This window comes from Variovorax sp. AB1(2024) (assembly GCF_037482385.2).
Classification (GTDB): domain Bacteria; phylum Pseudomonadota; class Gammaproteobacteria; order Burkholderiales; family Burkholderiaceae_C; genus Variovorax.
Map to the genome: position 1 here is coordinate 3,202,249 of NZ_JBBHKP020000001.1, position 21,853 is coordinate 3,224,101.

Genomic DNA, 21,853 nt, shown 5'->3' on the forward strand with positions numbered 1-21,853 from the left:
GCCACACATTCATGAGCAACACAGACTTCGCGCTGGCGGTGGAAGACCTCACCGTGTCCTTCGACGGCTTCAAGGCCATCGACGACCTCACGCTGTACATCGACCGCAATGAACTGCGCGTCATCATCGGCCCCAACGGCGCCGGCAAGACCACGCTGCTCGACCTGATCTGCGGCAAGACGCGCGCCAGCGCCGGCAGCATCAAGTTCAAGAACACCGAGCTCACGAAGATGGCCGAGCACAAGCGTGTGCGGCTTGGCATAGGGCGCAAGTTCCAGACCCCGTCGATCTACGAGAACCTGAGCGTGTTCCAGAACCTGGAGGTGTCGTTCCCCAAGGGGCGCTCGGTGTTCGGCGCATTGGCTTTCAAGTGCGACGACGAGGTCAAGGCCAAGGTGCAGGCGGTTGCGGAAGAGATCGGCCTGGCGGACCGCCTCGATACCGAAGCCGGCTTGCTGAGCCACGGCCAGAAGCAGTGGCTGGAGATAGGGATGCTGCTGATGCAGGAGCCCGAACTGCTGATGCTCGACGAGCCCATTGCCGGCATGAGCGCGCGCGAACGCGAGCTCACGGCCGACCTGCTCAAGCGCATCTGCCAGAACCGCGCGGTGATCGTCATCGAGCACGACATGGCCTTCGTGAAGCAGATCGCGCACAAGGTCACCGTGATGCACCAGGGAAAGATCCTTGCCGAGGGGCCCATGGAGAAGGTGCAGGCGGATCCCAAGGTCATCGACGTTTATCTGGGGCACTAGATGACGCGCGGTTTTTCAGGGCGCGCTCGCGTCGATGGGGTACCTTGCTCCGCGAATGTCCCCCGGCCTGCGGCCTCCTCCTTTATTTCGCTGCGCAAGGCACCCCATCGACGCGAGCGTTGGACGGCGCAGTCGTTGATCAGTCGTGCACCAGCAGCGTGTCCCCTTGCACAGGGCGTCGGGTGCTCCCCGCAGCGAAATAAAGGAGGAGGGCGAAGCCCGGGGGACATTCGCGGAGGGGAGTACCCGATGGCCTGTGCAAGCCCCCCGAACACAACCCAAAGGATCCCAGCAATATGAGCAACCTCATGCTGAAGGTGCAAGACCTGCACGTAGCCTACGGCCAGAGCGAGGCCCTGCACGGCATCTCGTTCGAAGGCAAGGCCAACGAAACCATCGCCATCATGGGCCGCAACGGCATGGGCAAGACCACGCTGTTCAAGAGCTTGATGGGCGTGCTGCCATTGAAGAGCGGGCGCATCGAAGTGGCGGGGCAAGACGTGTCGCGCGACGAGAGCTTCCGCCGCGTGGCAAAAGGCATCGCCTACGTGCCGCAAGGCCGCATGATCTTTCCCACGCTCACAGTGGAAGAGAACATCCAGACCGGCCTGGAGAACTCGAAGACCCGCCGCATCCCCGAGGAAATCTACGCACTGTTCCCCGTGCTGTGGGACATGAAGAGCCGCAAGGGCGGCAACCTCTCCGGCGGCCAGCAGCAGCAGCTCGCCATAGCGCGCGCACTCGTCACCGACCCGAAGGTCCTGCTGCTCGACGAGCCCACCGAGGGTATCCAGCCTTCGATCATCAAGGACATCGCCAAGGCGCTCAACGAGATCCGTAAGCTGCGCGGCATCACCGTCGTCGTGTCCGAGCAGGTGCTCAGCTTCGCGATGGACGTGGCGGACCGGCTCTTCGTCATCGAGGGCGGGCGGCTCGTGCACGAGACCGCGCGCGACAAGACCGACGTGGATCACATCAAGGCCTACCTCTCCGTTTGATTTTCCGTTCAACCACAACCCAACCAGGAGCCACCGCAAATGACGGACACGCTGATCAAGGTCGATCTGACCAAGTCGCCCACCGAGAACGAGAACATCCACAACCGCTGGCACCCGGACATCCCGATGGCCTGCTGGGTCAACCCCGGTGACGACTTCATCCTCGAGACCTTCGACTGGACCGGCGGCTTCATCAAGAACAACGACAGCGCAGACGACGTGCGCGACATCGACCTGAGCACCGTGCACTACCTCTCGGGCCCGGTGGGCGTGAAGGGCGCCGAGCCCGGCGACCTGCTGGTGGTCGACCTGCTCGACATCGGCGCCAAGCAGGACAGCCTCTGGGGCTTCAACGGTTTCTTCTCGAAGAAGAACGGCGGCGGCTTCCTGACCGATCACTTTCCCGAGGCGCAGAAATCGATCTGGGACTTCAAGGGCATGTTCACCAGCTCGCGCCATGTGCCGGGCGTCAACTTCGCGGGGCTGATCCACCCCGGCCTCATCGGCTGCCTGCCCGACAAGCCCATGCTCGACATGTGGAACGAACGCGAGAAGGCGCTCATCGCCACCGACCCGGACCGCGTGCCCGGCCTGGCCAACCCGCCGTTCGCCGGCACGGCCCACATGGGCAAGATGACCGGCGAGGCACGCGCCAAGGCTGCGGCGGAGGGCGCGCGCACCGTGCCGCCGCGCGAGCACGGCGGCAACTGCGACATCAAGGACCTGTCTCGCGGCTCCAAGGTGTTCTTCCCGGTGTACGTGGACGGCGCGGGCCTGAGCGTGGGCGACCTGCACTTCAGCCAGGGCGACGGCGAAATCACCTTCTGCGGCGCCATCGAGATGGCCGGCTGGGTGCACATGAAGGTCACGCTCATCAAGGGCGGCATGGCCAAGTACGGCATCAAGAATCCGATCTTCAAGCCCAGCCCGATCACGCCGCAGTACAACGACTACCTGATCTTCGAAGGCATCTCGGTCGACGAGAGCGGCAAGCAGCACTACCTCGACGTGAACGTGGCCTACCGCCAGGCTTGCCTGAACGCCATCGAGTACCTGAAGAAGTTCGGCTATTCGGGCGCGCAGGCCTATTCGATCCTGGGCACGGCGCCGGTGCAGGGCCACATCAGCGGCGTGGTCGATGTGCCGAACTCGTGCGCCACGCTGTGGCTGCCCACGGGCATCTTCGACTTCGACATCAACCCGAACGCATCGGGCCCGGTGAAGTTCATCGACGGCAGCATCGACATGCCGCTGTCGCACGACCTGCGTTGAAGGACGGCCAGCCCATGCCCACCTACGACTACGCCTGCGGGCAATGCGGCGGCTTCGAGGCGCTGCGGCCCTCGGGGCTGCGAGACGAACCCGCCTGCTGCCCGGATTGCGGAACGGCTTCTCCGCGCGTGCTCTCGGCCGCGCCGCGGCTGGCGCTGATGGCGTCGGGCACGCGCCGTGCCATGGAGACCAACGAGCGGGCGCGACACGAGCCGGGCAGCTCGCGGGACTATGCGCGCTTCAAGCATCCGGCGGGCTGTGGCTGCTGCGGTTCGGGCAAGCGGGGCGCGACGGTGACCGCGCCCAACGGCGCCAAGTCCGCGCCGTCGCGCCGGCCGTGGATGATCAGCCACTGAGGCGGTTTCGCAGGGGCAACCCCTATTGACCGGGCGCTTTTCAAGGCCCGGATTGTTTCAATCCTGTGAACGCCGCGGTTCTTTTCGCGAGCGTTTTTTGGGGTCATTCAGGATCAAACTTCTCCTCACCAACCAACCGTCTGCCCTGAAGGAGATTGAAATGAATGCCTCGAAGATCCTCGCCGCCGCTGCCCTCTCGCTCCTGGCTGCCGCCGGAGCCCATGCAGAAACCTACGACGGCGTGCACGTCGTGAACTCGTCCGTTTCCCGCGCTGAAGTGGCACCGCAAGCCGTTGCCGCCGCACGTGCAGGCAACGAATACAGCGATGCCGCCAGCGCCGGCGCACAAGCCTTCACGTCGACCGCCAACCGCGCCACCGTGCAGGCCGAAGCCGTCGCCAAGGCGCACGACCCGCTGCAAAGCCTCGACCGCCGCGCGTTCTACCGCGACGAAGTGCCGCAAGCCTACAAGAAGCCCAGCGTGTCGTTCACGCGCCAGGCCGGCCTGTAAGCCGTTGCATGAGCAGGAATGAAGAAGGGCCTCACGGCCCTTTCTTCATTTCCGGAGTTCATTTTTCTTCAGCGTTTCAAAAATATACGCATTGAGTATATATTCGCGGCCCATGAACAACATGCCGCAGCAGGTGCTCCTCCGCGACGCGATGCGTCAACTCAACATGACGCGCGACGCTTTTGCCGAACGCATCGGCAGCCGGAGGAGGGCTCTTGACGCCTGGCTCCTGCCAGACGAATCCAACGAATTCAGGGCCATGCCCGAGGTCGCGCGGCGCTTCGTGAGCGAAATCTTGGCTTCGGACGGTCGGCGCGAAGAATATACGCAGAGCGCACATGAAGGCGCCTTGCGCAAGGCCATGGCCACTGGCGGGGCGCATCACCTGCTTTCAGTCAACCAGCTCAACCGCGACGCCATCGACGAACTGTTCCAGCTCGCGGACGTCATGCAGCCCATTGCGCGCAGGCGCAAGGTCAGCCGCGTGCTCGAGGGCGCCGTGCTGGCCAACCTGTTCTTCGAGGCCAGCACACGCACCCGCGTGAGCTTCGGCGCGGCTTTCTGCCGGCTCGGCGGCGCGGTGTGCGACACCACTGGCTTCACCTTCTCGTCGATGGCCAAGGGCGAGTCGATCTACGACACCAGCCGCGTGATCGGCGGCTATGTCGACGCGATGGTGGTGCGGCACCCCGAGCAGGGCTCGGTCGCCGAATTCGCGCGCGCCACCAACGTGCCGGTCATCAACGGCGGCGACGGCCCGGGCGAGCACCCGAGCCAAGCGCTGCTCGACCTGTACACCATCCAGCGCGAGTTCTCGCGCCTGGGCAAGCTGGTGGACGGCGCGCACGTCGCGATGGTCGGCGACCTGAAATACGGCCGCACCGTGCATTCGCTCATCAAGCTGCTCGCGCTGTACAAGGGCCTGAAGTTCACGCTGATCTCGCCGCCTTCGCTGGCGATGCCGGCCGCCATCTTGGAAGCCGTGAGCCGCAACGGCCACGTGGTGGAAACCGCCGCCACGCCGGCTCGGGCACTGGCCGGCGCCGACATCATCTACGCCACGCGCATCCAGAAAGAGCGCTTCGCGAACGACGAGGTGCTGGAAGGCTTCGACAACGCATTCGAGATCAATCGCGCGCTGATCGAGTCGGCCTGCAAGCAGGACGTGGTGGTGATGCACCCGCTGCCGCGCGACGGCCGGCCCGGCTCGCACGACCTGAGCACCGACCTGAACAACGACCCGCGCCTGGCCATCTTCCGCCAGACCGACAACGGCATTCCGGTGCGCATGGCGATCTTCGCCACGCTGCTGGGCGTGGACAAGCTGGTGAGCCGCTCCATGCGCGACGCCGCATGGACGCCGCCGTCGCACATCGGGCCTGACGACAGCGTGTTCCACGGGCTCGACTGAGCCGGCGCCGCGCAGCCGCTCAGGCGTGCGCGAGGATGTTGACGAGCTTGCCGAAGGGATCGCGCACGTAGAAGCGGCGCACGCCCCAGGGCTCGTCGACCGGACCGTATTCGATGGCGAAGCCCGCGGCCTTCATGCGCTCGAAGGCCTCGTTCACGTCGTCCACCTCGATGGAGAGATCGGGCACCGGCGTGCCCGAGCCGCCCTCCGACGCAAAGCTCAGCTGCACAGCCGTTTCCGCTTGCAAGCCGTAGGTCTGTATCCAGCCGTGATCCATGAGCAGGTCGAGGCCGAGCACGTCCTTGTAGAAAACGGCGGCGCGCGCGGGAGCGGGCGTGGCGATGTTGGCGACGATGCGCTTGACTTTCATGGGGTGGGCTTCCTGATGGTGGCCTTTGATTCGCGAATATACGGTCCTCACACGCTGCTAACCGAACTCTCACGGCCCTCTAAGCCGACTCTCACCGCAGCATAAGCAGCCCCTCAGAGGCCAATAAGTGCGCCGTCCTAGAGTGAAAGCGTCGCTACTACTCAAGGAGACAGACATGAAAGTCCGTACCGTTACCCTGTGCATTGCCGCAGTGCCCGCGCTGGTGCTGGCCTCGTTCGCGCATGCGAGCGGGCGCGCCGATCCCGACTACCCGCAGATGTCGCATTCGACGCAGTCGCGCGATGCGGTGTCCGCGGATGCGGTGCGCGCCAACAACGGCATGCACGCCACCGAAGTGCTGGAGTCGCAGCCCGCGCCGGCCGTGAGCGGCCTCGACCGCGCACAGGTGCAGGCCGACGCGATCCGTGCCAACACCGGCATCCATCCGACGGAGGTCATGGAATCGCAGGTGGCGCCGCCGGTGGCTTCCGCGAACCTGCCAAGCACATCGAGCGCGTCCGGCGAATGAAGCTGCGCGCGGCCGCGTTCAGTCGCGCGTGAGAACGAAGCGCTTGCGGATGCCGCCGGCAGCCGAAGGCGCCACCCACAGGTCGAACTCGCCGGGCTCGACCGTGGGCTTCATGTCCCGGCCGATGAACTGCAGGTCGTCCTTGGTGAGCGTGAATTCGACTTGCGCCGACGCACCGGGCGCGATGCTCAGCTTGCGGAAGTCCTTCAGCTCGCGCACAGGCCGCGTCACGCTGGCCGCGCGCTCGGCCACGTAGAGCTGCACCACTTCCTCCGCATCGCGTTGCCCGGTGTTGGTGATGGTGGCGCGCACGCGCAGCGTGTCCGACATGGTGATGCGCTCCTGGCTCAGCTCCACGTCGTCGTAGCGCACCGGCGCATAGCCGATGCCGAAGCCGAAGGGGTAGAGCGCTTCGTGGGTCGCGTCGAGATAGCGGCTCTTGAAGGACATGCCCGGCGCGCTCTCGGGTGAGGGCCGGCCGGTGCGCTTGTGGGCGTAGTAGTAGGGCACTTGGCCCGCCGTCTGCGGAAAGCTCACAGGCAGCCGGCCCGAGGGATTGAAGTCGCCGAACAACACGTCGGCGATGGCGCCGCCCGTCTGCACGCCCAGGAACCAGGTGACGAGGATGGCGCGTGCGTTGCGCACCGCGCCCTTCAGCGCCATTGCGCGGCCGTTGCTCAGCAGCACGACCACCGGCTTGCCGGTGGCCGCCACGGCTTCGGCCAGGTCCTGCTGCGCCTGCGGCAGGCCGATGTCGCTGCGCGAACGCGCCTCGCCCGACATCTTCTCGCTCTCGCCGATGGCCAGCACCACCACGTCGGCGTTGCGCGCGGCGGCCACCGCGGCGTCGATGCCGCCCGGCAGTGCCGTGCCGATGCCCGAGCCGCGCACCACGGTGACCGACGAGTTGGCGCCCAGCGCCGCGCGCAGCCCCTGGTCGATGCCCACGGGTGCCGACTGCCCGGGGAACAGGCTCCAGGCGCCCATCAGGTCGACGGTGCCTTCGGCGAAGGGGCCGATCAGCGCGATCTTCGTGCCGGCCTTGGGCAGCGGCAGCAGCATGCGGTCGTTCTTCAGCATGACGATGGAGCGGCGCGCCGACTCGCGGGCCAGCGCAAGGAACTCGGGGTTTTCCGCGCGCTGCGACGCGGGCGGGCCGTCCAGGCCGCGCATCGGGTCGTCGAACAGGCCGAGCTTCTGCTTGACGTGCAGCACGCGCCGCACTGCCTCGTCGAGCCGCGCCATCGGCACCTCGCCAGAGGCCACGAGATCGGGCAGGTAGCGCATGTAGAGGCCGCTCTGCATGCTGACGTCGGTGCCGGCCAGGAAGGCCTGCTTGGCGGCCTCGCGCGGGTTCGCGGCGTAGCCGTGCTCGACCAGTTCCTCGTCGGCGGTGTAGTCGGAGACCACGAAGCCCTTGAACTTCCATTCGTCGCGCAGCACGCCGGTCAGCAGGTCGCGGTTGGCGGTGGAGGGGATGCCGCCGATCTCGTTGAAGGCGCTCATGACCGACAGCGCGCCCGCGTCGATGGCCGCACGGAACGGCGGCAGGTAGACCTCGCGCAAGGTGCGCTCCGAAATGTCGCTCACGTTGTAGTCGAGCCCGCCCTCGGCCGCGCCGTAGGCCGCGAAGTGCTTGGGCGTGGCCAGCATCGCGTCGGGGCGCGAAAGATCGCTCCCCTGGAAGCCGCGCACGCGGGCGGCGGCGAAGCGCTTCGACAGCAGCACGTCTTCGCCGGCGCCCTCCAGGCCGCGGCCCCAGCGTGCGTCGCGTGCGATGTCGACCATCGGCGCGAAGGTCCAGCGGAAACCATCGGCCGTGGCCTCGACCGCCGCGGCGCGCGCCGTGCGCTCGGCCAGCGCGGGCTCCCAGCTCGAGGCCTCGGCCAGGGGCATCGGGAACATGGTTCTGAAGCCGTGGATCACGTCCGCGCCGAAGATCAGCGGAATGCCCAGCCGCGACTCCTTCACCGCGATCTGCTGCAGCCGCCGCTTGCCTTCGAGGCCCGCGTTGTTGAACAGGCCGGTGAGGCGGCCGGCGCGCACGTCGGCCGTTTCCTGCTGCGCGTTTCGCCAGCCGGCCTGGGGGTTGTTGGGCGTGTCGATCTCGGCCGGGCCGTAGAGGCTGAGCTGCCCGGCTTTTTCCTGCGGCGTCATGCGGGCGATGAGCGCCTCGATGCGGGCATCGGCGTCCGCCGCGTCGGGGGCGGCCGATGCGGCGGGCAGGAAGAGCGCGAGGCAGAGCAGGAGGGCGCAGGCGGGGGCGAAAGAGGGCGCCGAAGGGCGCGGGAATCGGACGTGCATGGGCCTCTATTCTGCAGATGGCGGCCGTCGCCCCGGCAGAAATGGATGCGCGCTGTCCCGAGCCGCGTGGCAAGGCAAAAAAATGGCCGCCAACACCCGTCGCGCAGGCGGTGGCAGCCGTGGAAACCGGTCGCCGGCGTGGCTTATTGCTTGTAGCTGTCGTCGATGCGGTCCAGCTTGCGAATGAGCGAAGGCCAGACGAACGAGCCGCCGAGGCCGCCGGTCTGCACCTTCATGGCCTGGCCCACGCCTTCGACGATCTTCGGGTTCACGTGCGTGAGTTCGCTGCCGCCCGATTGCGCCGCGATCTGGATCTGGCAGGTGTTCTCGAAGGTGTACATCGACAGAAAGGCGTCGGCAATGGTCTTGCCGCAGGTCAGCAGGCCGTGGTTGCGCAGCATGAGGAAGTTGGCGTTGCCCATGTCTGCCTGCAGGCGCGGCTTCTCGTCGTCGCGGAAGGCCACGCCTTCGTAGTCGTGATAGGCCAGCGATGCCAGCACGAAGGTCGACTGCTGGCTGATGGGCAGCACGCCGTTCTTCTGCGCGCTCACGGCAATGCCGGCCTTGGTGTGGGTGTGCAGCACGCACTGGATGTCTTCGCGCGCGGCGTGCACCGCGCTGTGGATCACGAAGCCCGCCGGGTTCACAGGGTAGGGCGAGTCGATGATCTTGTTGCACTGCTGGTCGACCTTGACCAGGCTCGACGCGGTGATCTCGTCGAACATCAGGCCGTAGGGGTTGATCAGGAAGTGATGCTCCGGGCCCGGGATGCGCGCGCTGATGTGCGTGAACACCAGGTCGCTCCAGCCGTAGAGCGCCACCAGGCGGTAGCAGGCGGCGAGGTCGACGCGAAGCTGCCACTCCTCGGCGGAGACGAGCTTCTGGATTTCGGGTTGGGAGAAGGCGTTCATGGTTTCCTCTTGTCGATGTCAGGCGGCCGCGGGTTCGGTCAGCGCGGCCTTGTAGATGCTCTGCCTGGGCTGCGCCATCACGCGGCGCAGCATGGGCTCGAATTCGCCGATGGGCAGCGTCTCGGCCTTGGGGTCGAAGGCGGGGTTGTCGTAGAGCGCGCAGAACTCGGCCGTGCGCTCGTAGTGCGGATGGTCCTTGAAGTTGTCGCGCATGTTGCGGTCCAGCCCGATGTGGTGGAAGAAGTAGTGGCCCTGGAAGATGCCGTGGTTCTGCACCATCCAGTGGTTGGCCTCGCTCACGAAGGGCTTCAGGATGGCGGCGGCGATGTCGGGGTGGTTGAAGCTGCCCAACGTGTCGCCGATGTCGTGCAGCAGCGCGCACACCACGTATTCCTCGTCGCGGCCGTCGCGCAGGGCCCGCGTGGCGGTCTGCAGCGAATGGGTGTAGCGGTCGACCGGGAAGCCGCCGTAGTCGCCCTCGAGGATCTGCAGATGCTTGATCACGCGCGCGGGCAGGCCGCCCGTGAACTGCATGAATTCGCCGCCGATCAGTTGCCAGTCTTCGCGCGTGCTCTCCTGCATGCTCTTGAAACTTGCGCGTGCGTTCATCGTGGGAGTCTCCGTACTTGGGGTAGCGGCCACTGTATGCCCGTGCTTGACGCTGAACTGTCAAGAATTTGACAATGCGGTGTTCTGGTAAACCCCCGCCTCGCGCGGCTCCCCGCCCATGGCCGCTGCTCCCAAAACCCGGCTTTCGCCCCCGCACCGCGCGGCGCTGGAAGGCAATCCGTGGTTCACCAGCATTCCGCGCGCGCAGCGCGAAGCGCTGGTGGGCGCGGCCGAACTGCTGCATGTGCGGCGCGGCGCCATGGTGTTCCGCCAGGGCGACACCATCAACGCGGCGGGCGGCGGCTTCTACGGGCTGGTGGCCGGCAGCATCAAGATTTCATCGCTGCGCCAGGACGGGCGCGAGGCCATCCTGGCTGTGCTGGAGCCCGGCAACTGGTTCGGCGAGATCACGCTGATCGACGGCTCGCCGCGCACGCACGACGCCACCGCGCTCGAAGCGCTCGACCTGCTGGTGGTGCCGCCCGAGGCCTTCGTGCAGCTGATGCGAGACGGCGTGTTCGCCAACGCCATCGCGGCGATGCTGGCCGCGCGCGTGCGCATGCTCTACGGGCTGGCCGAAGACGCCACGCTGCGCAGCCTGCGCGCCCGCGTGGCGCACCGGCTGCTGGTGCTGGCGCGCGGCGACGCCACGCAGTCGCCGCACACGCGCAGCAACGTGGCGCTGCCGCAGGAGGCGTTGGCGATGATGCTCGGCGTGACGCGCCAGACGCTGTCGAAGGAGCTCAATGCGCTGGCGGCAGAGGGCGTGGTTGCGCTGGGCTACGGGCGCATCGAGCTGCTGTCGCTCGATGCGCTGCAGGCGCTGGTGCGCACCGGCTGAGGTGACGTTCGATGCGTGCTCGCGGTTCAGCGCAGCACGCGGCCGTCCGATGAAATGCTGATGAGGTCGATGCTGCGCACGTTGTCGCGCAGGCCCGGGCGCAGGTTGATGCGGAAGCCGCCGACGTCGTAGTCGGTCATGCCGGTCATCACGCGCTGCAGGCTCGCGCTGCTGAAGCCCTTGCCCGCGCGGCGCACCGCTTCGCCGGCGGCCTTGGCGGCGATGAAGCCTTCGAGTCCTTCGTAAGACGCGGTCTGGTCGGAGTTGTCGACCGCCGCCAGGTACTCCTTGACGATCGGGATGGCCGAGGGCCGGGGCGATGGCACCACCTGCGAGATGACGATGCCGCCGATGTCCTTGCCCAGCGTGGCGTAGAGCGGGTCGATGCCGACGATCGAGAAGGCCATGAAGTTGCCCGTGTAGCCGCTCTTGCGCAGCTTGCGGATGGCGTTGGCCGTGGTGCCCGAAAGCGACACCAGCACGATGGCCTGGGGCGACTGCTGCTGCACGGCCTTCAGCGCGGCGTCGAGCTTGCCGCCGTCGGCCGGCACCAGCGCGGTCGCCACCAGCGGCGGCAGCTTGAGTTCGCTCGCGGCCTGCTGCACGGCCGCCAGGCCGGCGCGGCCCATGGCGTCGTCGTCGCCGACCAGCGCGACACGGGTCTGCCCCACGGTGGCGCACTGGCGCACGATCTTCAGGGCCTCGTCGATCATGCCGGGGCGTACGTGGAACACGTTGGGGTGGTCGGCGCCGCGCAGCGCGTCGGAGGCCGCGAAGGGCGCGAACAGCAGGCTGCCCTGTTGCGTGGCCACATTGGCGCCGGCTTCGCTGCTGGCGGTGCCGACGAAGCCGAACAGCATGTCGGCCTTGTGGGTGGCCAGCAGGGTGCGCGCGTTCGCGGTGGCGCGCGCGGCGTCATAGCCGTCGTCGAGCTGCAGCAGCTTCAGCTGCAGGCCGCTGGCGGCGTTGCGTTCATTGAAATCGCTCACCGCCAGCCGGCTGCCGGCGGCGAATGCGGTGCCGATCTCATAGGCGGTGCCGGTAAGCGGCACCGATTGGCCCAGCAGCACCACCCGTGGCGCGCCGGCAGCCGATGCTGACGAGCGTGTGGCTTGCGCCAGTGCGGGTCCTGCTGCGCTGCCCAGGCCCAGGCCGTTGCCCAGGAGCAGTGCACCGTATGCTTTTCCCAGCCAATCCCTGCGTGACGTGTTCATGAGACACCTTTATTTACGGTAGTAAAAAAGTGTAGCAATTTCAGGACCATGGCGGAAGGCAAGGAACCGGCGACAGAATTCGTGGATGAAAAGAGCTGTCAGATGGATCGGTTTGTGCGGGTCGTTCGTGTTGGCGGGATGCATGGCGACAGCGCCGGAGGCGGTGCGGCCCGGGCCGCCCACGGTGGCGGAAGCGCCTGCTGCGGAAATCATGATTGCCGCGCCGCCCGAACCGCCGGTTTCGACTGCGCCGCCTGCGCCGCTCCGCCCGCCCGAAGCCGTGGCCAGCGATGGCGCGGTGACCCAGGCGGTGGCACTGAAGAAGCGTCCGCCTGCCTATCCGGCTGAACTGGCTCGGCAGGAAATCCCGGGCCGGGTGGTGCTGGTCTTCGTGGTCGGCCAGTCGGGGCGCCCCGAGAATGTGCGCATCGAGTACGCCTCGCACCCGCTGTTCGCCAAGGCGGTGCTCGCCGTGGTGCCTGAATGGCGTTTCGAGCCGGCGCGCGACGCTGGCGGGCACGCGGTGCGCACGCAGATGCGCGTGCCGCTCACGTTCCTGCTCGACTAGGCAGCGAGCCGGGACCGGCGTTTCAGGCCTTGCGCTCGAACACCAGGTCCCACACGCCGTGGCCCAGCTTGATGCCCCGGTTCTCGAACTTGGTGAGCGGGCGGTAGTCGGGCTTGGGCGCGTAGCCCTCGGCCGTGTTGCGCAGCAGAGGCTCGCCCGACAGCACCTCGAGCATCTGCTCGGCATAGGGCTGCCAGTCAGTGGCGCAGTGGATGTAGCCGCCGGAGCGCAGGTGCTGCGCGAGCTTGGTCACGAATTCGGGCTGGATCAGGCGGCGCTTGTTGTGGCGCTTCTTGTGCCATGGGTCCGGAAAGAACACATGCACGCCGGCCAGCGTGCCGGGCTGCAGCATGTGGTCGAGCACGTCGACCGCGTCGTGCGCGCAGATGCGGATGTTCGACAGCGACTGCTCGCCGATGCGCTTGAGCAGCGCGCCCACGCCGGGCTCGTGCACTTCGCAGCAGAAGAAGTTGGTCTCGGGCAGCACCGTCGCGATGTGCGCGGTGGCCTCGCCCATGCCGAAGCCGATCTCCAGCACCGTGGGGCCGGCGCGGCCGCCGAAGGCCGCCGTCAGGTCGAGCGGCTCGGGCTTGTAGGGCACCAGGTACAGCGGGCCCAGTTCGGAGAAGGCGCGCGCCTGGCCTTCGGTGGTGCGGCCGCCGCGCTTCACGAAGCTCTTGAGGCGTCGATGCAGCGGATGCGGCTTGTCCGCGTCGTCGGGGGCAGGCGCTTCTTCGCTGCGCGGGAGGTCGTTGGGCACGGTGTCGGGAAGGTTCATTACGGCCGCGAATTGTAGAGATCGCGCCATTCGGGCACCCAGGCGGCCAGCGCGCCCGCGCAATCGGTGGCCGTGGCGGGCCGCAGGCCGAGCACGCGCGCGGCGGTGTCGAGCGCGGCCAGCGCGGCTGCCGGCGTGCCGGTGTCGAGGGCGGTGGCGCCGTTCTGCTTGGAAAGCTTGTCGCCGTCGGCTGCGCGCACCAGCGGCGTGTGCAGGTAGGTCGGCGTGGGAAAGCCGAGCGCGCGCTGCAGCAGGATCTGCCGGGCCGTGTTGTCGGTGAGGTCCTCGCCGCGGACCACGTCGGTCACGCCCTGGTCGGCGTCGTCGACCACCACGGCGAGCTGATAGGCCCAGGGGCCGTCTGCGCGCCGCAGCACGAAGTCGCCGACCTCGCGGCTGACGTCCTGGCACTGGCGGCCGAGGCGGCGGTCGGTGAAGCAGATTTCGCCACCCGCGAATTTCTCTGTGGCAAAGCGCCAGGCGCGTGCCGGCTTGCCGTGCAGGCCGTCGCGGCAGGTGCCGGGGTACACCCGCTCGCCGTGCCGCTCATGCCGCTGGCCGAGCCGCGCGAGCGCCTCGTCGATGTCCTTGCGCGAGCAGCCGCAGGGGTAGGCCAGCCCAAGTTCCTGCAGCCGGGCCAGCGCGGCCTCGTAGTGCGCGGTGCGCTGCGTCTGCCATGCCGGGGGCTCGTCGGGCAGCAAGGCGCAGTCGGCGAGCTGCCGGAGGATGCGCTCGCCCATGCCGGGCAGGCAGCGCTCGGTGTCGGCGTCTTCGATGCGCACCAGCCAGCGTGCCTGCGGCCCGCGCGCACGCACGTCGAGCCAGCTTGCAAGCGCGGCCACCAGCGAGCCCGCGTGCAGCGGGCCGGTGGGCGAGGGGGCGAAGCGGCCGGTCTCCCTCATCTCCCGTTCAGATGACGGCGAGTGCGAGCGACAGGCCCGAGACGAAGGCGTCTTCCACCCGGTGCCCGATGCACCAGTCGCCGGCCACGCCGATGCGGGCCTTGGCATCCCAGAGGTGCGTGGTGCCCACCGGCACTTGCGTCTGGGCTTCGTTCCAGCGCAGCGCCTGGGCGTGCGCGGGCGTGGCATGGATGCCGGTGATCTCGGCGAAGGCGCGCAGCAGCTTGGCTTCGACGCGCGCGGGCGTGTCGCGCAGGTGTTCCTGCGACCAGGTGGCGCTGGCCTGCAGCGTCCAGCGCTCGACCGGCTCGCGGCCGGGCTTGGACGATTCGCGCGCCAGCCAGGCCACGCGGTGGTGGGTGCTTCGCGCCGCGTTCCATTGCGGGCCGAGATGCGACATGTTGGGCTGGTTGGCCTGGGGGTAGGCAATCATCAGCGTCCAGCACGGCGCGATGCGCACCGGCTCGACCTTGGCGGCGAGCCGGGCGGAGAGCCTGTCGCCATCCAGCAGCGCGCGCGCGGGAGAAGGCGGCACGGCGAGCAGCACGGCGTCGAAACCGGAATAGACGTGAAGGGAGTCGTCGGCGCCCGCGGTGCGCAGCTGCCAGCGCTTGGGGTCGAGCGCATCGGGCTCGATCTGCGTGACCTGCGTGCCGGTGACGAGGCTGTCGCCCAGCGGCTTGGCCCAGTGGGCCACCAGCGCGTCCATGCCGGGCTGCGCCACCCAGTGCGATTCGAGCGAGGGCAGGGCGGCCTCGGCCACGCGGCCGTGGGCGTCGAGCACGCGCACGAGGTTGGCGCTCCAGCGCTTGCAGACGCCGGGCGTGTTCTCGAGGGCCAGCGCGAAGCGCGGGTCGCGCACGGTGAAGTACTGGGCGCCGCTGTCGAAGCGGCCGAAAGCGGTGTCGACGCTGGCCATGCGGCCACCGGCCGTGGCCTCGCGCTCGAACACCGTGACCTTGTGGCCGGCCTGCACCAGGGTTCGGGCACAAGCCACGCCGGCAATGCCGGCGCCGACGACGGCGTAGTGCCGTGACGGGGGCGTGGAACGCGGGGTGGCAGGAGTTCGGTGGCGGTCGGCGGGTTTTGCAGTTGCGCGAGAGGTCATGACGGACTCTTTTCTTCTGGATGGGAGACGGTTGGATGTGTCTGCACTCTACATCGGTCCGCAGGGGGCTTTGCCTGAGGGCACACCCTTAGCGCGGCGGCGCGATTCCGGGTCATGCTCATCGACCGCGGTGCCGTTCGAGCAATGCGCGCCGGGTGCCTTCATGCTCGAACTGCGCGAGCCACCATTCGAGCGCTCGGCCCGGCTTGCCGGCGCTGCGCACGCGCCATGCGCAGTGCAGGGCGCCCAGCGGCGGCATGCGCTCGGTCTTCAGTTCGACCAGGTGCCCCGCCTCGATGTACGGCCGCGCCATCGGCTCGGGAAGAAAGCCGCCGCCCAGCCCATGCAGTTGCGCCGCGATCTTGGCCTGCATGCTCGGCACCGTCAGCACGTCCTGCCCGCCCATCAGGTTGACCGTCATCGGCGTGCCGTGGCGCGTGGAGTCGGCGGCGGCCACCGCGCGGTGCTCGCGCATCACGGCGTCGCTCAGAGGCTGGGGCAGGCGTGCGAGCGGATGGTGCGGCGCCACGGCATAGACGAAGCGCAGCTCGCCGATCAACCGGCTGCGGATGCCGGTGGCGGTGAAGGCCAGGCTGGCCGCGTCGAGCACCGCGCCGATCGCCAGGTCGGCCTCGCCGCTGGTCAGTGCCTCGATGGTGCCCATCAGCGTCTCGTCGCGCAGCTTGAGCCGCGTGGGCGGATCGAGCGCGAAGAAGGCGGTGGCCAGGTCGAGCAGTGGGTCGCGCGCGATCACGCTGTCGACCGCGATGGTCAGCATCGGCTCCCAGCCGGTGGCCACCCGCTTCACCCGGTTGGCCACCGCGTCGATTTCATGGAGGAGCCGGTCGGCCTCGCGCAGCAGTTCGGCGCCGGCCTCGGTCAGCCGCGCCTGGCGCGCGCTGCGGTCGAACAGGAGCACGTCGAGCGCGTCCTCGATCTGCCGCACGCGGTAGCTCAGGGCGCTGGGCACCAGGTCCAGCGTGCGCGCGGCGGCGGCAAAGCTGCCCGTGGCGACCACGGTCTGGAGCATGGCCAGGGCGTCGGGGGTCAGTACATCTCGGGGGCTGGGCATCGTGGATCCATTGATCAAATTATTTGAATGGTGCCATCAAAACGCGGCGTCTTTCCGAACGGGGTGCGGACCTAAAGTCCTTTACATCCGCTGCGCATCCGGCGCGGCATACGAAGAAGGCCCGTTCATCCCCACGGGGCAGGGCCAAAAGGAGTTCGACGATGTTGCAAGTCCGTAAATCACAGGAACGCGGTTATGCCGACCATGGCTGGCTGCGCTCGTTCCACAGCTTTTCCTTCGCCAACTACTACGACCCGGCCCACATGGGCTTCGGCAACCTGCGCGTGATCAACGAAGACCGCGTGGCGGCGGGCGCCGGCTTCGGCACCCACGGCCACAAAGACATGGAGATCATCAGCTACGTGCTGTCGGGCGAGCTGGCGCACAAGGACAGCATGGGCAACGTGGAGAGCATTCCGCCCGGCGACGTGCAGCGCATGAGCGCGGGCCGCGGCGTGATGCACAGCGAGTTCAACCACAAGGCCGACGAGACCACGCACTTCCTGCAGATCTGGATCCAGCCGAACGTGCGCGGCATCGAGCCCGGCTACGAGCAGAAGCAGTTCAGCGACGCCGAGAAGCGCGGCAAGCTGCGCCTGGTGGCTTCGCCCGACGGCAGCGACGGCTCGGTGAAGGTGCATGCCGACGCACGCCTTTACGCCGGCCTGCTCGACGGTGAGGAAAAAGCCAGCCTGGCGCTCGACCCGGCGCGCAAGAGCTATGTGCACCTGGTGCGCGGCGAGCTCGAAGTGAACGGCCAGAAGCTCGCGGGCGGTGACGCCGCGATGCTCGAGGGCGAATCGCAGCTGACGCTGGCCGACGGCAAGGACGCCGAAGTGCTGGTGTTCGACCTGGCCGCCTGATCCCCCTCGCCGGGCGCCTGTCGCCCGGCTTTTTTCTGTTCCTTTTTCAATTTCAACAACCGAGGAGTTCTTCGAACATGGCAACCACAAACACCACCAATTCGGCACAAGACACGCTGGCGCTGATCGGCCGCATCCTGATCGCCTACCTGTTCATTCCCGCTGGATTCCTCAAGATCATGGGCTTCGGCGGCACTGTCGGCTACATCACCTCCGCCGGCCTGCCGCTGCCCGAGGTGGCCGCGGTGATCGCGATCATCATCGAGCTGGGCCTGGGCATCGCGCTGCTGCTGGGCTTCAAGACGCGCTGGACCGCCATCGTGATGGCGATCTTCACCGTTGCGACGGCGCTGTTCTTCCACAAGTACTGGTCCGCACCTGAAGCGATGAAGATGATGCAGCAGATCAACTTCAACAAGAACATCGCGATCGCCGGCGGCCTGCTTGCTTTCGCAGCCTTCGGTGCCGGTCGTTTCAGCATCGATAAAAAGTAAGCTTGAGTCTGGCGGGGCGATCACGCCGACGGGGTACTCTGCTCCGCGAATGTCCCCCGCCCTTCGGGCTCCTCCTTTATTTCGCTGCGCAGAGCACCCCGAACAACGAACATTCATCTGATCTCGGAGAAAAATCTCATGGCAAACATCGTCATCGTCTTCCATTCCGGCTACGGCCACACCCAACGCGTGGCGCAAGCCGTGGCAGACGGCGCAGGCGCGCAACTGCTCGCCATCGACGCCGACGGCAACCTGCCGGAAGGCGGCTGGGAAACGCTGGCCGCGGCCGACGCCATCGTCTTCGGCTCGCCCACCTACATGGGCGGCGTGAGCTGGCAGTTCAAGAAGTTCGCCGACGCCTCGTCCAAGGTCTGGTACACGCAGGGCTGGAAAGACAAGCTCTTCGCCGGCTTCACCAACAGCGCCACCATGAACGGCGACAAGGTCACCACGCTGACCTACCTCTGGACCCTGGCCATGCAGCACAGCGGCATCTGGGTCAGCATGGGCATCCTGCCGACCAACAACAAGGCCGCCACGCGCGACTCGATGAACTACGTGGGCGGCTACGGCGGCCTGCTGACACAATCGCCCTCCGACGCCAGCCCCGCCGAAATGCTCAAGGGCGACTTCGACACCGCCCGCGCATTCGGCGAGCGCATCGCAGCGGTGGCAAAGCCGCGGGGTTGAAACCACCCCCAGGCTTCGCGCACTTCGTGTGTCGCTTCGCCAACCCCGTCACCGGGGGCGACACCGGCGGCCCGGCAAAGCCGGTTCCGCGCTGCCTCGCGAATGGGCCGCGAATGGGCCGCGACGAACGAAGCCGATCACTCACTCATCACGGAGAACACGATGACCGACGCCATTCCAGAGACTCAACTGCTTCGACCGCACGACAAGGACCTGGGCGGCGGCTTCAAGGTGCGGCGGCTGCTGCCGGCGGCGCAGCGCCGTTCGGTCGGGCCGTTCGTGTTCTTCGACCACTTCGGCCCCGCCACCGAAGTGCCGGGCAGCGAGCACGACGTGCGGCCCCATCCGCACATCGGGCTGTCCACGGTCACCTACCTCTTCAAGGGCGCGATGATGCATCGCGACAGCCTCGGCAGCGTGCAGGAGATCCTGCCCGGCGCCATCAACTGGATGACCGCGGGGCGCGGCATCGTGCACTCCGAGCGCAAGCCCGACCGCCTCAAGGCCGACACCTACGAGAACCACGGCCTGCAACTGTGGGCCGCGCTGCCGCAGGCGCATGAAGAGGTCGAGCCGAGCTTCGAACACACGCCCGCCGGCGCCATCCCGGAAGTGGTGGTGCAGGGCGTCGACGTGCGCGTGCTGGTGGGCGAAGCCTTCGGCGTGCGCTCGCCGGTCAAGACGCTGTCGCAGACCTTGTACCTCGACATCGCATTGCCGGCCGGCGGCCGCTTCGAACTGCCCGCGCTGGCGCCGGAACTTGCCGTGTACACGGTCGATGCCGACGCGAGCGTCGACGGCGAACCGGTGGCCGCGCACACCATGGCCGTGCTGCCCGCCGGGCAGGGCGCGGTGCTGACGGCCGACACCGCCGTGCGGCTGATGGTGATCGGCGGCGAGCCGCTCGATGGGCCGCGCTACATCACCTGGAACTTCGTTTCCAGCCGGCGCGAGCGCATCCTCGAGGCCGGTGCCGATTGGGCGGCGCAGCGCATGGGCCACGTGCCCGGAGAAACCGAGTTCATTCCGCTGCCGGGCAAGCCCTTCGGCGTGCGCGAGCCAGACACCGGCACCACACCTGTCTGAGACAGGCCCGCTTGAAAATGAAAAAGGCCCGCATCAGCGGGCCTTGTTCTTCGTGGAGCGGAGAGCAGGTTCGGTTTACTTGCCGCCGCCGCCCATCGAGGCAGCTTCCGCGGGCGGTGCGCCCTCAGGCGGCTTGGGCAGATCCACCATGGCCTTGCGGCCGCCGCGACCGCGCCATGCCGAGTAGCCCACGCCCAGCAGCAGCAGTGCGCACAGTCCGATGAAGGTGCCGCTGATGGGGCGCGTCACGAACACCGACATGTCGCCGCGCGAGAGCAGCAGCGCGCGGCGGAAGTTCTCTTCCACCATCGGCCCGAGCACGAAGCCCAGCAGGATCGGCGCGACCGAGAACTCCAGCGTCATCAGCACCGCGCCGACGATGCCGAACACCAGCACTTCCCAGATCTGGAACAGGCTGTTCTGCGTGCTGTACACGCCCGTCGCAATGAAGAACATCGCGGCAGGGAACAGGTACTTGTAGGGCACCTTCAGCAGCTTCACCCACACGCCGATCATCGGCACGTTCAGGATGACGAGGATCACGTTGCCGATCCAGAAGGAGGCGATCAGGCCCCAGAAGATGTCCGGATGCTCGGTGATGAGCTGCGGGCCGGGCTGGATGCCCTGGATCAGCAGCGCACCCAGGATCAGCGCCATCACCGCGTCGCCCGGAATGCCCAGGCTCATGGTCGGGATGAAGTCGACCTGCGTCTTCGAGTGCGCGGAGGCTTCGGGCCCGGCCACGCCTTCGATCATGCCGGTGCCGAACTTGTTCGGCGTCTTCGACACCTTGCGCTCCAGCGCATAGGCGATGAAGGTGGTGATGGTCGGGCCCGTGCCGGGCATGGCGCCGAACACCGTGCCGACGAGCGTGCCGCGGACCATGGCGGGGAAGGCGCGCTTGAGCTCTTCCTTGCTCGGGCGCATGTCGCTGAGCTTGAGCGTGCCGGTGTCGCCGATGGCCTTCATGCGGTTCACGTTGAGCAGGAAGTCGGCCACGCCGAACAGGCCCATCGAGATCGCCACCAGTTCCAAGCCGTCGCTGAGCTCAGGCAGGCCGAACGCGAAGCGGAAGCTGCCGCTGTTCACGTCGGTGCCGACCACGCCGCACAGCAGGCCGAACAGCGTCATGGCCACGCCCTTGAGCGGCGAGCCGCGCGACATGGTGGAGCCGGCCAGCAGGCCCAGCAGCATGATCGAGAAGATCTCGGTCGGGCCGAACTTGAACGCGATCTGCACCAGCAGCGGCGAGGCGAAGATCATCACGATGATGCCGACGGAGGCCGCGAAGAACGAGGCGATCATCGTCACCCCGAGCGCGACGCCCCCCTTGCCCTGCTTGGTCATGGGGTACCCGTCCAGACAGGTCACCGCATGCGGGGGGTGGGACGGCATGTTCATCAGGATGGCGCCGATGGCGCCGCCGTACTGCGAGCCGTAGAAGATGCCGGCCAGCATCAGGATGGCGGGCACCGGGTGCATCACGTAGGTGAGCGGCAGCAGGATCGAGATGGCCTGCAGCGCGCCCATGCCCGGCAGCACGCCGATCAGGTTGCCCACCAGCACGCCGAAGAAGGACCACAGCAGGTTCGAGCCCTGGAAGGCGACGCCGAAGCCGAACCACAGGTCATGTAGCGATTGACCGATCATGATCTCAGCCTCCCCACTGGAACAGGGGGAGCTGCAGCTTGAGCGCCCACCAGAAGACGACCACCGCGATGAACGACATCGCGAGCGAGAGCAGCACTGCTTCGGTCAGCGTGTTGTCGCGGTCGCCGAGCGCCGAGATGAACACGATGGCGAAGGTCGCCGGCAGCAGGCCGCCGTACTCGCCGAACAGCAGGAACGCGAGGATGCCCAGGATGATGCAGACGCCGCCGCGGATGTCGGGCATGCCGCCCGGATGGCCGTGCGAGACGGCCTCTTCGGATGCGGGCTTTTCGCCGCGCGCGGACAGCGCGATGAGCAGGCCCGTGAGCGCCAGCAGCGCGCCCAGCGCCACCGGGAAGAAGCCCGGGCCCATGTGCGCGAGCTCGCCCACGCGGTAGCCGATGCCGGCGTAGACCGCGGCCAGTCCGATGACGATCAGCAGGGCGCCGCCGTAGTAGTCTTTCTTGAATCTGGAAGCGGGCCGGGGCGCGTGCGAGGCCGGATCTTCACCGAGCTGGTGCTGCATAAGTCTCCTTCGATTTGGAAGGAGGGCAGTCTAGG

General features: G+C 67.5%; 25 protein-coding genes. 13 read left to right on the plus strand and 12 right to left on the minus strand.

From position 1 onward, the window contains the following. Nucleotides 1-11 precede the first annotated feature (11 nt). The 6 genes from urtD (at nucleotide 12) to WIX39_RS14945 (ending at nucleotide 5,303) form a co-directional block, all read left to right on the plus strand. Complete coding sequence (gene urtD / locus WIX39_RS14920; protein WP_081270127.1) at nucleotides 12-755, plus strand: urea ABC transporter ATP-binding protein UrtD; 744 nt, start codon at nucleotides 12-14, stop codon at nucleotides 753-755. Nucleotides 756-1,063: 308 nt separating this feature from the next. After that, entirely contained in the window at nucleotides 1,064-1,753 is a 690-nt protein-coding gene (gene urtE, locus WIX39_RS14925; RefSeq protein ID WP_106937481.1) for an urea ABC transporter ATP-binding subunit UrtE, read from the plus strand. A gap of 39 nt (nucleotides 1,754-1,792) precedes the next feature. Beyond that, the gene (gene fmdA / locus WIX39_RS14930) at nucleotides 1,793-3,025 is read left to right on the plus strand and encodes a formamidase (RefSeq protein ID WP_081270126.1); all 1,233 of its coding nucleotides are present in this window, start codon (nucleotides 1,793-1,795) and stop codon (nucleotides 3,023-3,025) included. Between the two features lie 14 nt (nucleotides 3,026-3,039). Beyond that, complete coding sequence (locus tag WIX39_RS14935) at nucleotides 3,040-3,381, plus strand: zinc ribbon domain-containing protein (RefSeq protein WP_081270125.1); 342 nt, start codon at nucleotides 3,040-3,042, stop codon at nucleotides 3,379-3,381. A 160-nt stretch (nucleotides 3,382-3,541) separates the two neighbouring features. Continuing rightward, nucleotides 3,542-3,892: an alpha/beta hydrolase gene (locus WIX39_RS14940; RefSeq protein WP_081270124.1), complete on the plus strand. Its 351-nt coding sequence runs from the start codon at nucleotides 3,542-3,544 to the stop codon at nucleotides 3,890-3,892. A gap of 112 nt (nucleotides 3,893-4,004) precedes the next feature. After that, nucleotides 4,005-5,303, plus strand: a complete 1,299-nt coding sequence (locus tag WIX39_RS14945; RefSeq protein ID WP_106934853.1) for an aspartate carbamoyltransferase — start codon at nucleotides 4,005-4,007, stop codon at nucleotides 5,301-5,303. Nucleotides 5,304-5,322: 19 nt separating this feature from the next. On the opposite strand, the gene WIX39_RS14950 is transcribed toward WIX39_RS14945, so the two are convergent. Next, nucleotides 5,323-5,673, minus strand: a complete 351-nt coding sequence (locus tag WIX39_RS14950; RefSeq protein WP_106934852.1) for a VOC family protein — start codon at nucleotides 5,671-5,673, stop codon at nucleotides 5,323-5,325. A 175-nt stretch (nucleotides 5,674-5,848) separates the two neighbouring features. Between WIX39_RS14950 and WIX39_RS14955 the strand changes: the two genes are divergently transcribed. Further along, nucleotides 5,849-6,202 carry a hypothetical protein gene (locus WIX39_RS14955; RefSeq protein ID WP_106934851.1) on the plus strand — a complete coding sequence of 118 codons (354 nt, stop codon included), beginning with the start codon at nucleotides 5,849-5,851 and terminating at the stop codon, nucleotides 6,200-6,202. 18 nt (nucleotides 6,203-6,220) lie between these two features. On the opposite strand, the gene WIX39_RS14960 is transcribed toward WIX39_RS14955, so the two are convergent. The 3 genes from WIX39_RS14960 to WIX39_RS14970 form a co-directional block, all read right to left on the minus strand. Continuing rightward, nucleotides 6,221-8,506, minus strand: a complete 2,286-nt coding sequence (locus WIX39_RS14960; protein ID WP_106934850.1) for a glycoside hydrolase family 3 N-terminal domain-containing protein — start codon at nucleotides 8,504-8,506, stop codon at nucleotides 6,221-6,223. Between the two features lie 143 nt (nucleotides 8,507-8,649). Beyond that, nucleotides 8,650-9,417, minus strand: coding sequence for a class II aldolase/adducin family protein (locus WIX39_RS14965; RefSeq protein ID WP_081270119.1), 768 nt, complete (start codon nucleotides 9,415-9,417; stop codon nucleotides 8,650-8,652). Nucleotides 9,418-9,435: 18 nt separating this feature from the next. Beyond that, the gene (locus tag WIX39_RS14970; RefSeq protein WP_081270118.1) at nucleotides 9,436-10,026 is read right to left on the minus strand and encodes an HD domain-containing protein; all 591 of its coding nucleotides are present in this window, start codon (nucleotides 10,024-10,026) and stop codon (nucleotides 9,436-9,438) included. A 118-nt stretch (nucleotides 10,027-10,144) separates the two neighbouring features. Between WIX39_RS14970 and WIX39_RS14975 the strand changes: the two genes are divergently transcribed. Beyond that, nucleotides 10,145-10,867: a Crp/Fnr family transcriptional regulator gene (locus WIX39_RS14975; RefSeq protein WP_081270117.1), complete on the plus strand. Its 723-nt coding sequence runs from the start codon at nucleotides 10,145-10,147 to the stop codon at nucleotides 10,865-10,867. 26 nt (nucleotides 10,868-10,893) lie between these two features. Here WIX39_RS14975 and WIX39_RS14980 read toward each other — a convergent pair whose 3' ends face one another. Then, a complete protein-coding gene (locus tag WIX39_RS14980) occupies nucleotides 10,894-12,081 on the minus strand; it encodes an ABC transporter substrate-binding protein (RefSeq protein ID WP_106934849.1) in 1,188 nt (395 codons plus the stop codon). Between the two features lie 9 nt (nucleotides 12,082-12,090). Then, a complete protein-coding gene (locus WIX39_RS14985) occupies nucleotides 12,091-12,294 on the minus strand; it encodes a hypothetical protein (protein ID WP_159053618.1) in 204 nt (67 codons plus the stop codon). Nucleotides 12,295-12,361: 67 nt separating this feature from the next. Between WIX39_RS14985 and WIX39_RS14990 the strand changes: the two genes are divergently transcribed. Then, nucleotides 12,362-12,649, plus strand: a complete 288-nt coding sequence (locus tag WIX39_RS14990) for an energy transducer TonB (protein ID WP_409195314.1) — start codon at nucleotides 12,362-12,364, stop codon at nucleotides 12,647-12,649. Nucleotides 12,650-12,671: 22 nt separating this feature from the next. Here WIX39_RS14990 and trmB read toward each other — a convergent pair whose 3' ends face one another. The 4 genes from trmB to WIX39_RS15010 form a co-directional block, all read right to left on the minus strand. Beyond that, the gene (trmB, locus tag WIX39_RS14995) at nucleotides 12,672-13,427 is read right to left on the minus strand and encodes a tRNA (guanosine(46)-N7)-methyltransferase TrmB (RefSeq protein WP_106934847.1); all 756 of its coding nucleotides are present in this window, start codon (nucleotides 13,425-13,427) and stop codon (nucleotides 12,672-12,674) included. After that, nucleotides 13,427-14,329, minus strand: coding sequence for a tRNA glutamyl-Q(34) synthetase GluQRS (gene gluQRS / locus WIX39_RS15000; protein ID WP_106934846.1), 903 nt, complete (start codon nucleotides 14,327-14,329; stop codon nucleotides 13,427-13,429). The genes trmB and gluQRS overlap by 1 nt, the downstream gene beginning before the upstream one ends. 7 nt (nucleotides 14,330-14,336) lie before the next feature. Then, nucleotides 14,337-15,437 (minus strand): NAD(P)/FAD-dependent oxidoreductase, encoded by a 1,101-nt coding sequence (locus tag WIX39_RS15005; RefSeq protein ID WP_081270112.1) that lies wholly within the window; start codon nucleotides 15,435-15,437, stop codon nucleotides 14,337-14,339. 118 nt (nucleotides 15,438-15,555) lie between these two features. Further along, nucleotides 15,556-16,509, minus strand: coding sequence for a LysR family transcriptional regulator (locus WIX39_RS15010; RefSeq protein WP_081270111.1), 954 nt, complete (start codon nucleotides 16,507-16,509; stop codon nucleotides 15,556-15,558). A gap of 161 nt (nucleotides 16,510-16,670) precedes the next feature. Here WIX39_RS15010 and WIX39_RS15015 point away from each other — a divergent pair, with 161 nt between their 5' ends. The 4 genes from WIX39_RS15015 to WIX39_RS15030 all read left to right on the plus strand — a co-directional run bounded on the left by WIX39_RS15015 (nucleotide 16,671) and on the right by WIX39_RS15030 (nucleotide 19,642). After that, a complete protein-coding gene (locus tag WIX39_RS15015; protein ID WP_081270110.1) occupies nucleotides 16,671-17,372 on the plus strand; it encodes a pirin family protein in 702 nt (233 codons plus the stop codon). Between the two features lie 77 nt (nucleotides 17,373-17,449). Then, complete coding sequence (locus tag WIX39_RS15020) at nucleotides 17,450-17,866, plus strand: DoxX family protein (RefSeq protein WP_409195315.1); 417 nt, start codon at nucleotides 17,450-17,452, stop codon at nucleotides 17,864-17,866. 138 nt (nucleotides 17,867-18,004) lie between these two features. Next, entirely contained in the window at nucleotides 18,005-18,556 is a 552-nt protein-coding gene (locus WIX39_RS15025) for a flavodoxin family protein (protein ID WP_409195316.1), read from the plus strand. A gap of 162 nt (nucleotides 18,557-18,718) precedes the next feature. Then, nucleotides 18,719-19,642 carry a pirin family protein gene (locus tag WIX39_RS15030; RefSeq protein WP_409195317.1) on the plus strand — a complete coding sequence of 308 codons (924 nt, stop codon included), beginning with the start codon at nucleotides 18,719-18,721 and terminating at the stop codon, nucleotides 19,640-19,642. A gap of 75 nt (nucleotides 19,643-19,717) precedes the next feature. On the opposite strand, the gene WIX39_RS15035 is transcribed toward WIX39_RS15030, so the two are convergent. Together WIX39_RS15035 and WIX39_RS15040 are read right to left on the minus strand one after the other, a co-directional pair. Beyond that, entirely contained in the window at nucleotides 19,718-21,292 is a 1,575-nt protein-coding gene (locus WIX39_RS15035; protein ID WP_409195318.1) for a tripartite tricarboxylate transporter permease, read from the minus strand. Nucleotides 21,293-21,296: 4 nt separating this feature from the next. Beyond that, on the minus strand, nucleotides 21,297-21,818 hold the full coding sequence (locus tag WIX39_RS15040; RefSeq protein WP_409195319.1) for a tripartite tricarboxylate transporter TctB family protein: 522 nt from the start codon (nucleotides 21,816-21,818) through the stop codon (nucleotides 21,297-21,299). Nucleotides 21,819-21,853: the final 35 nt, after the last annotated feature.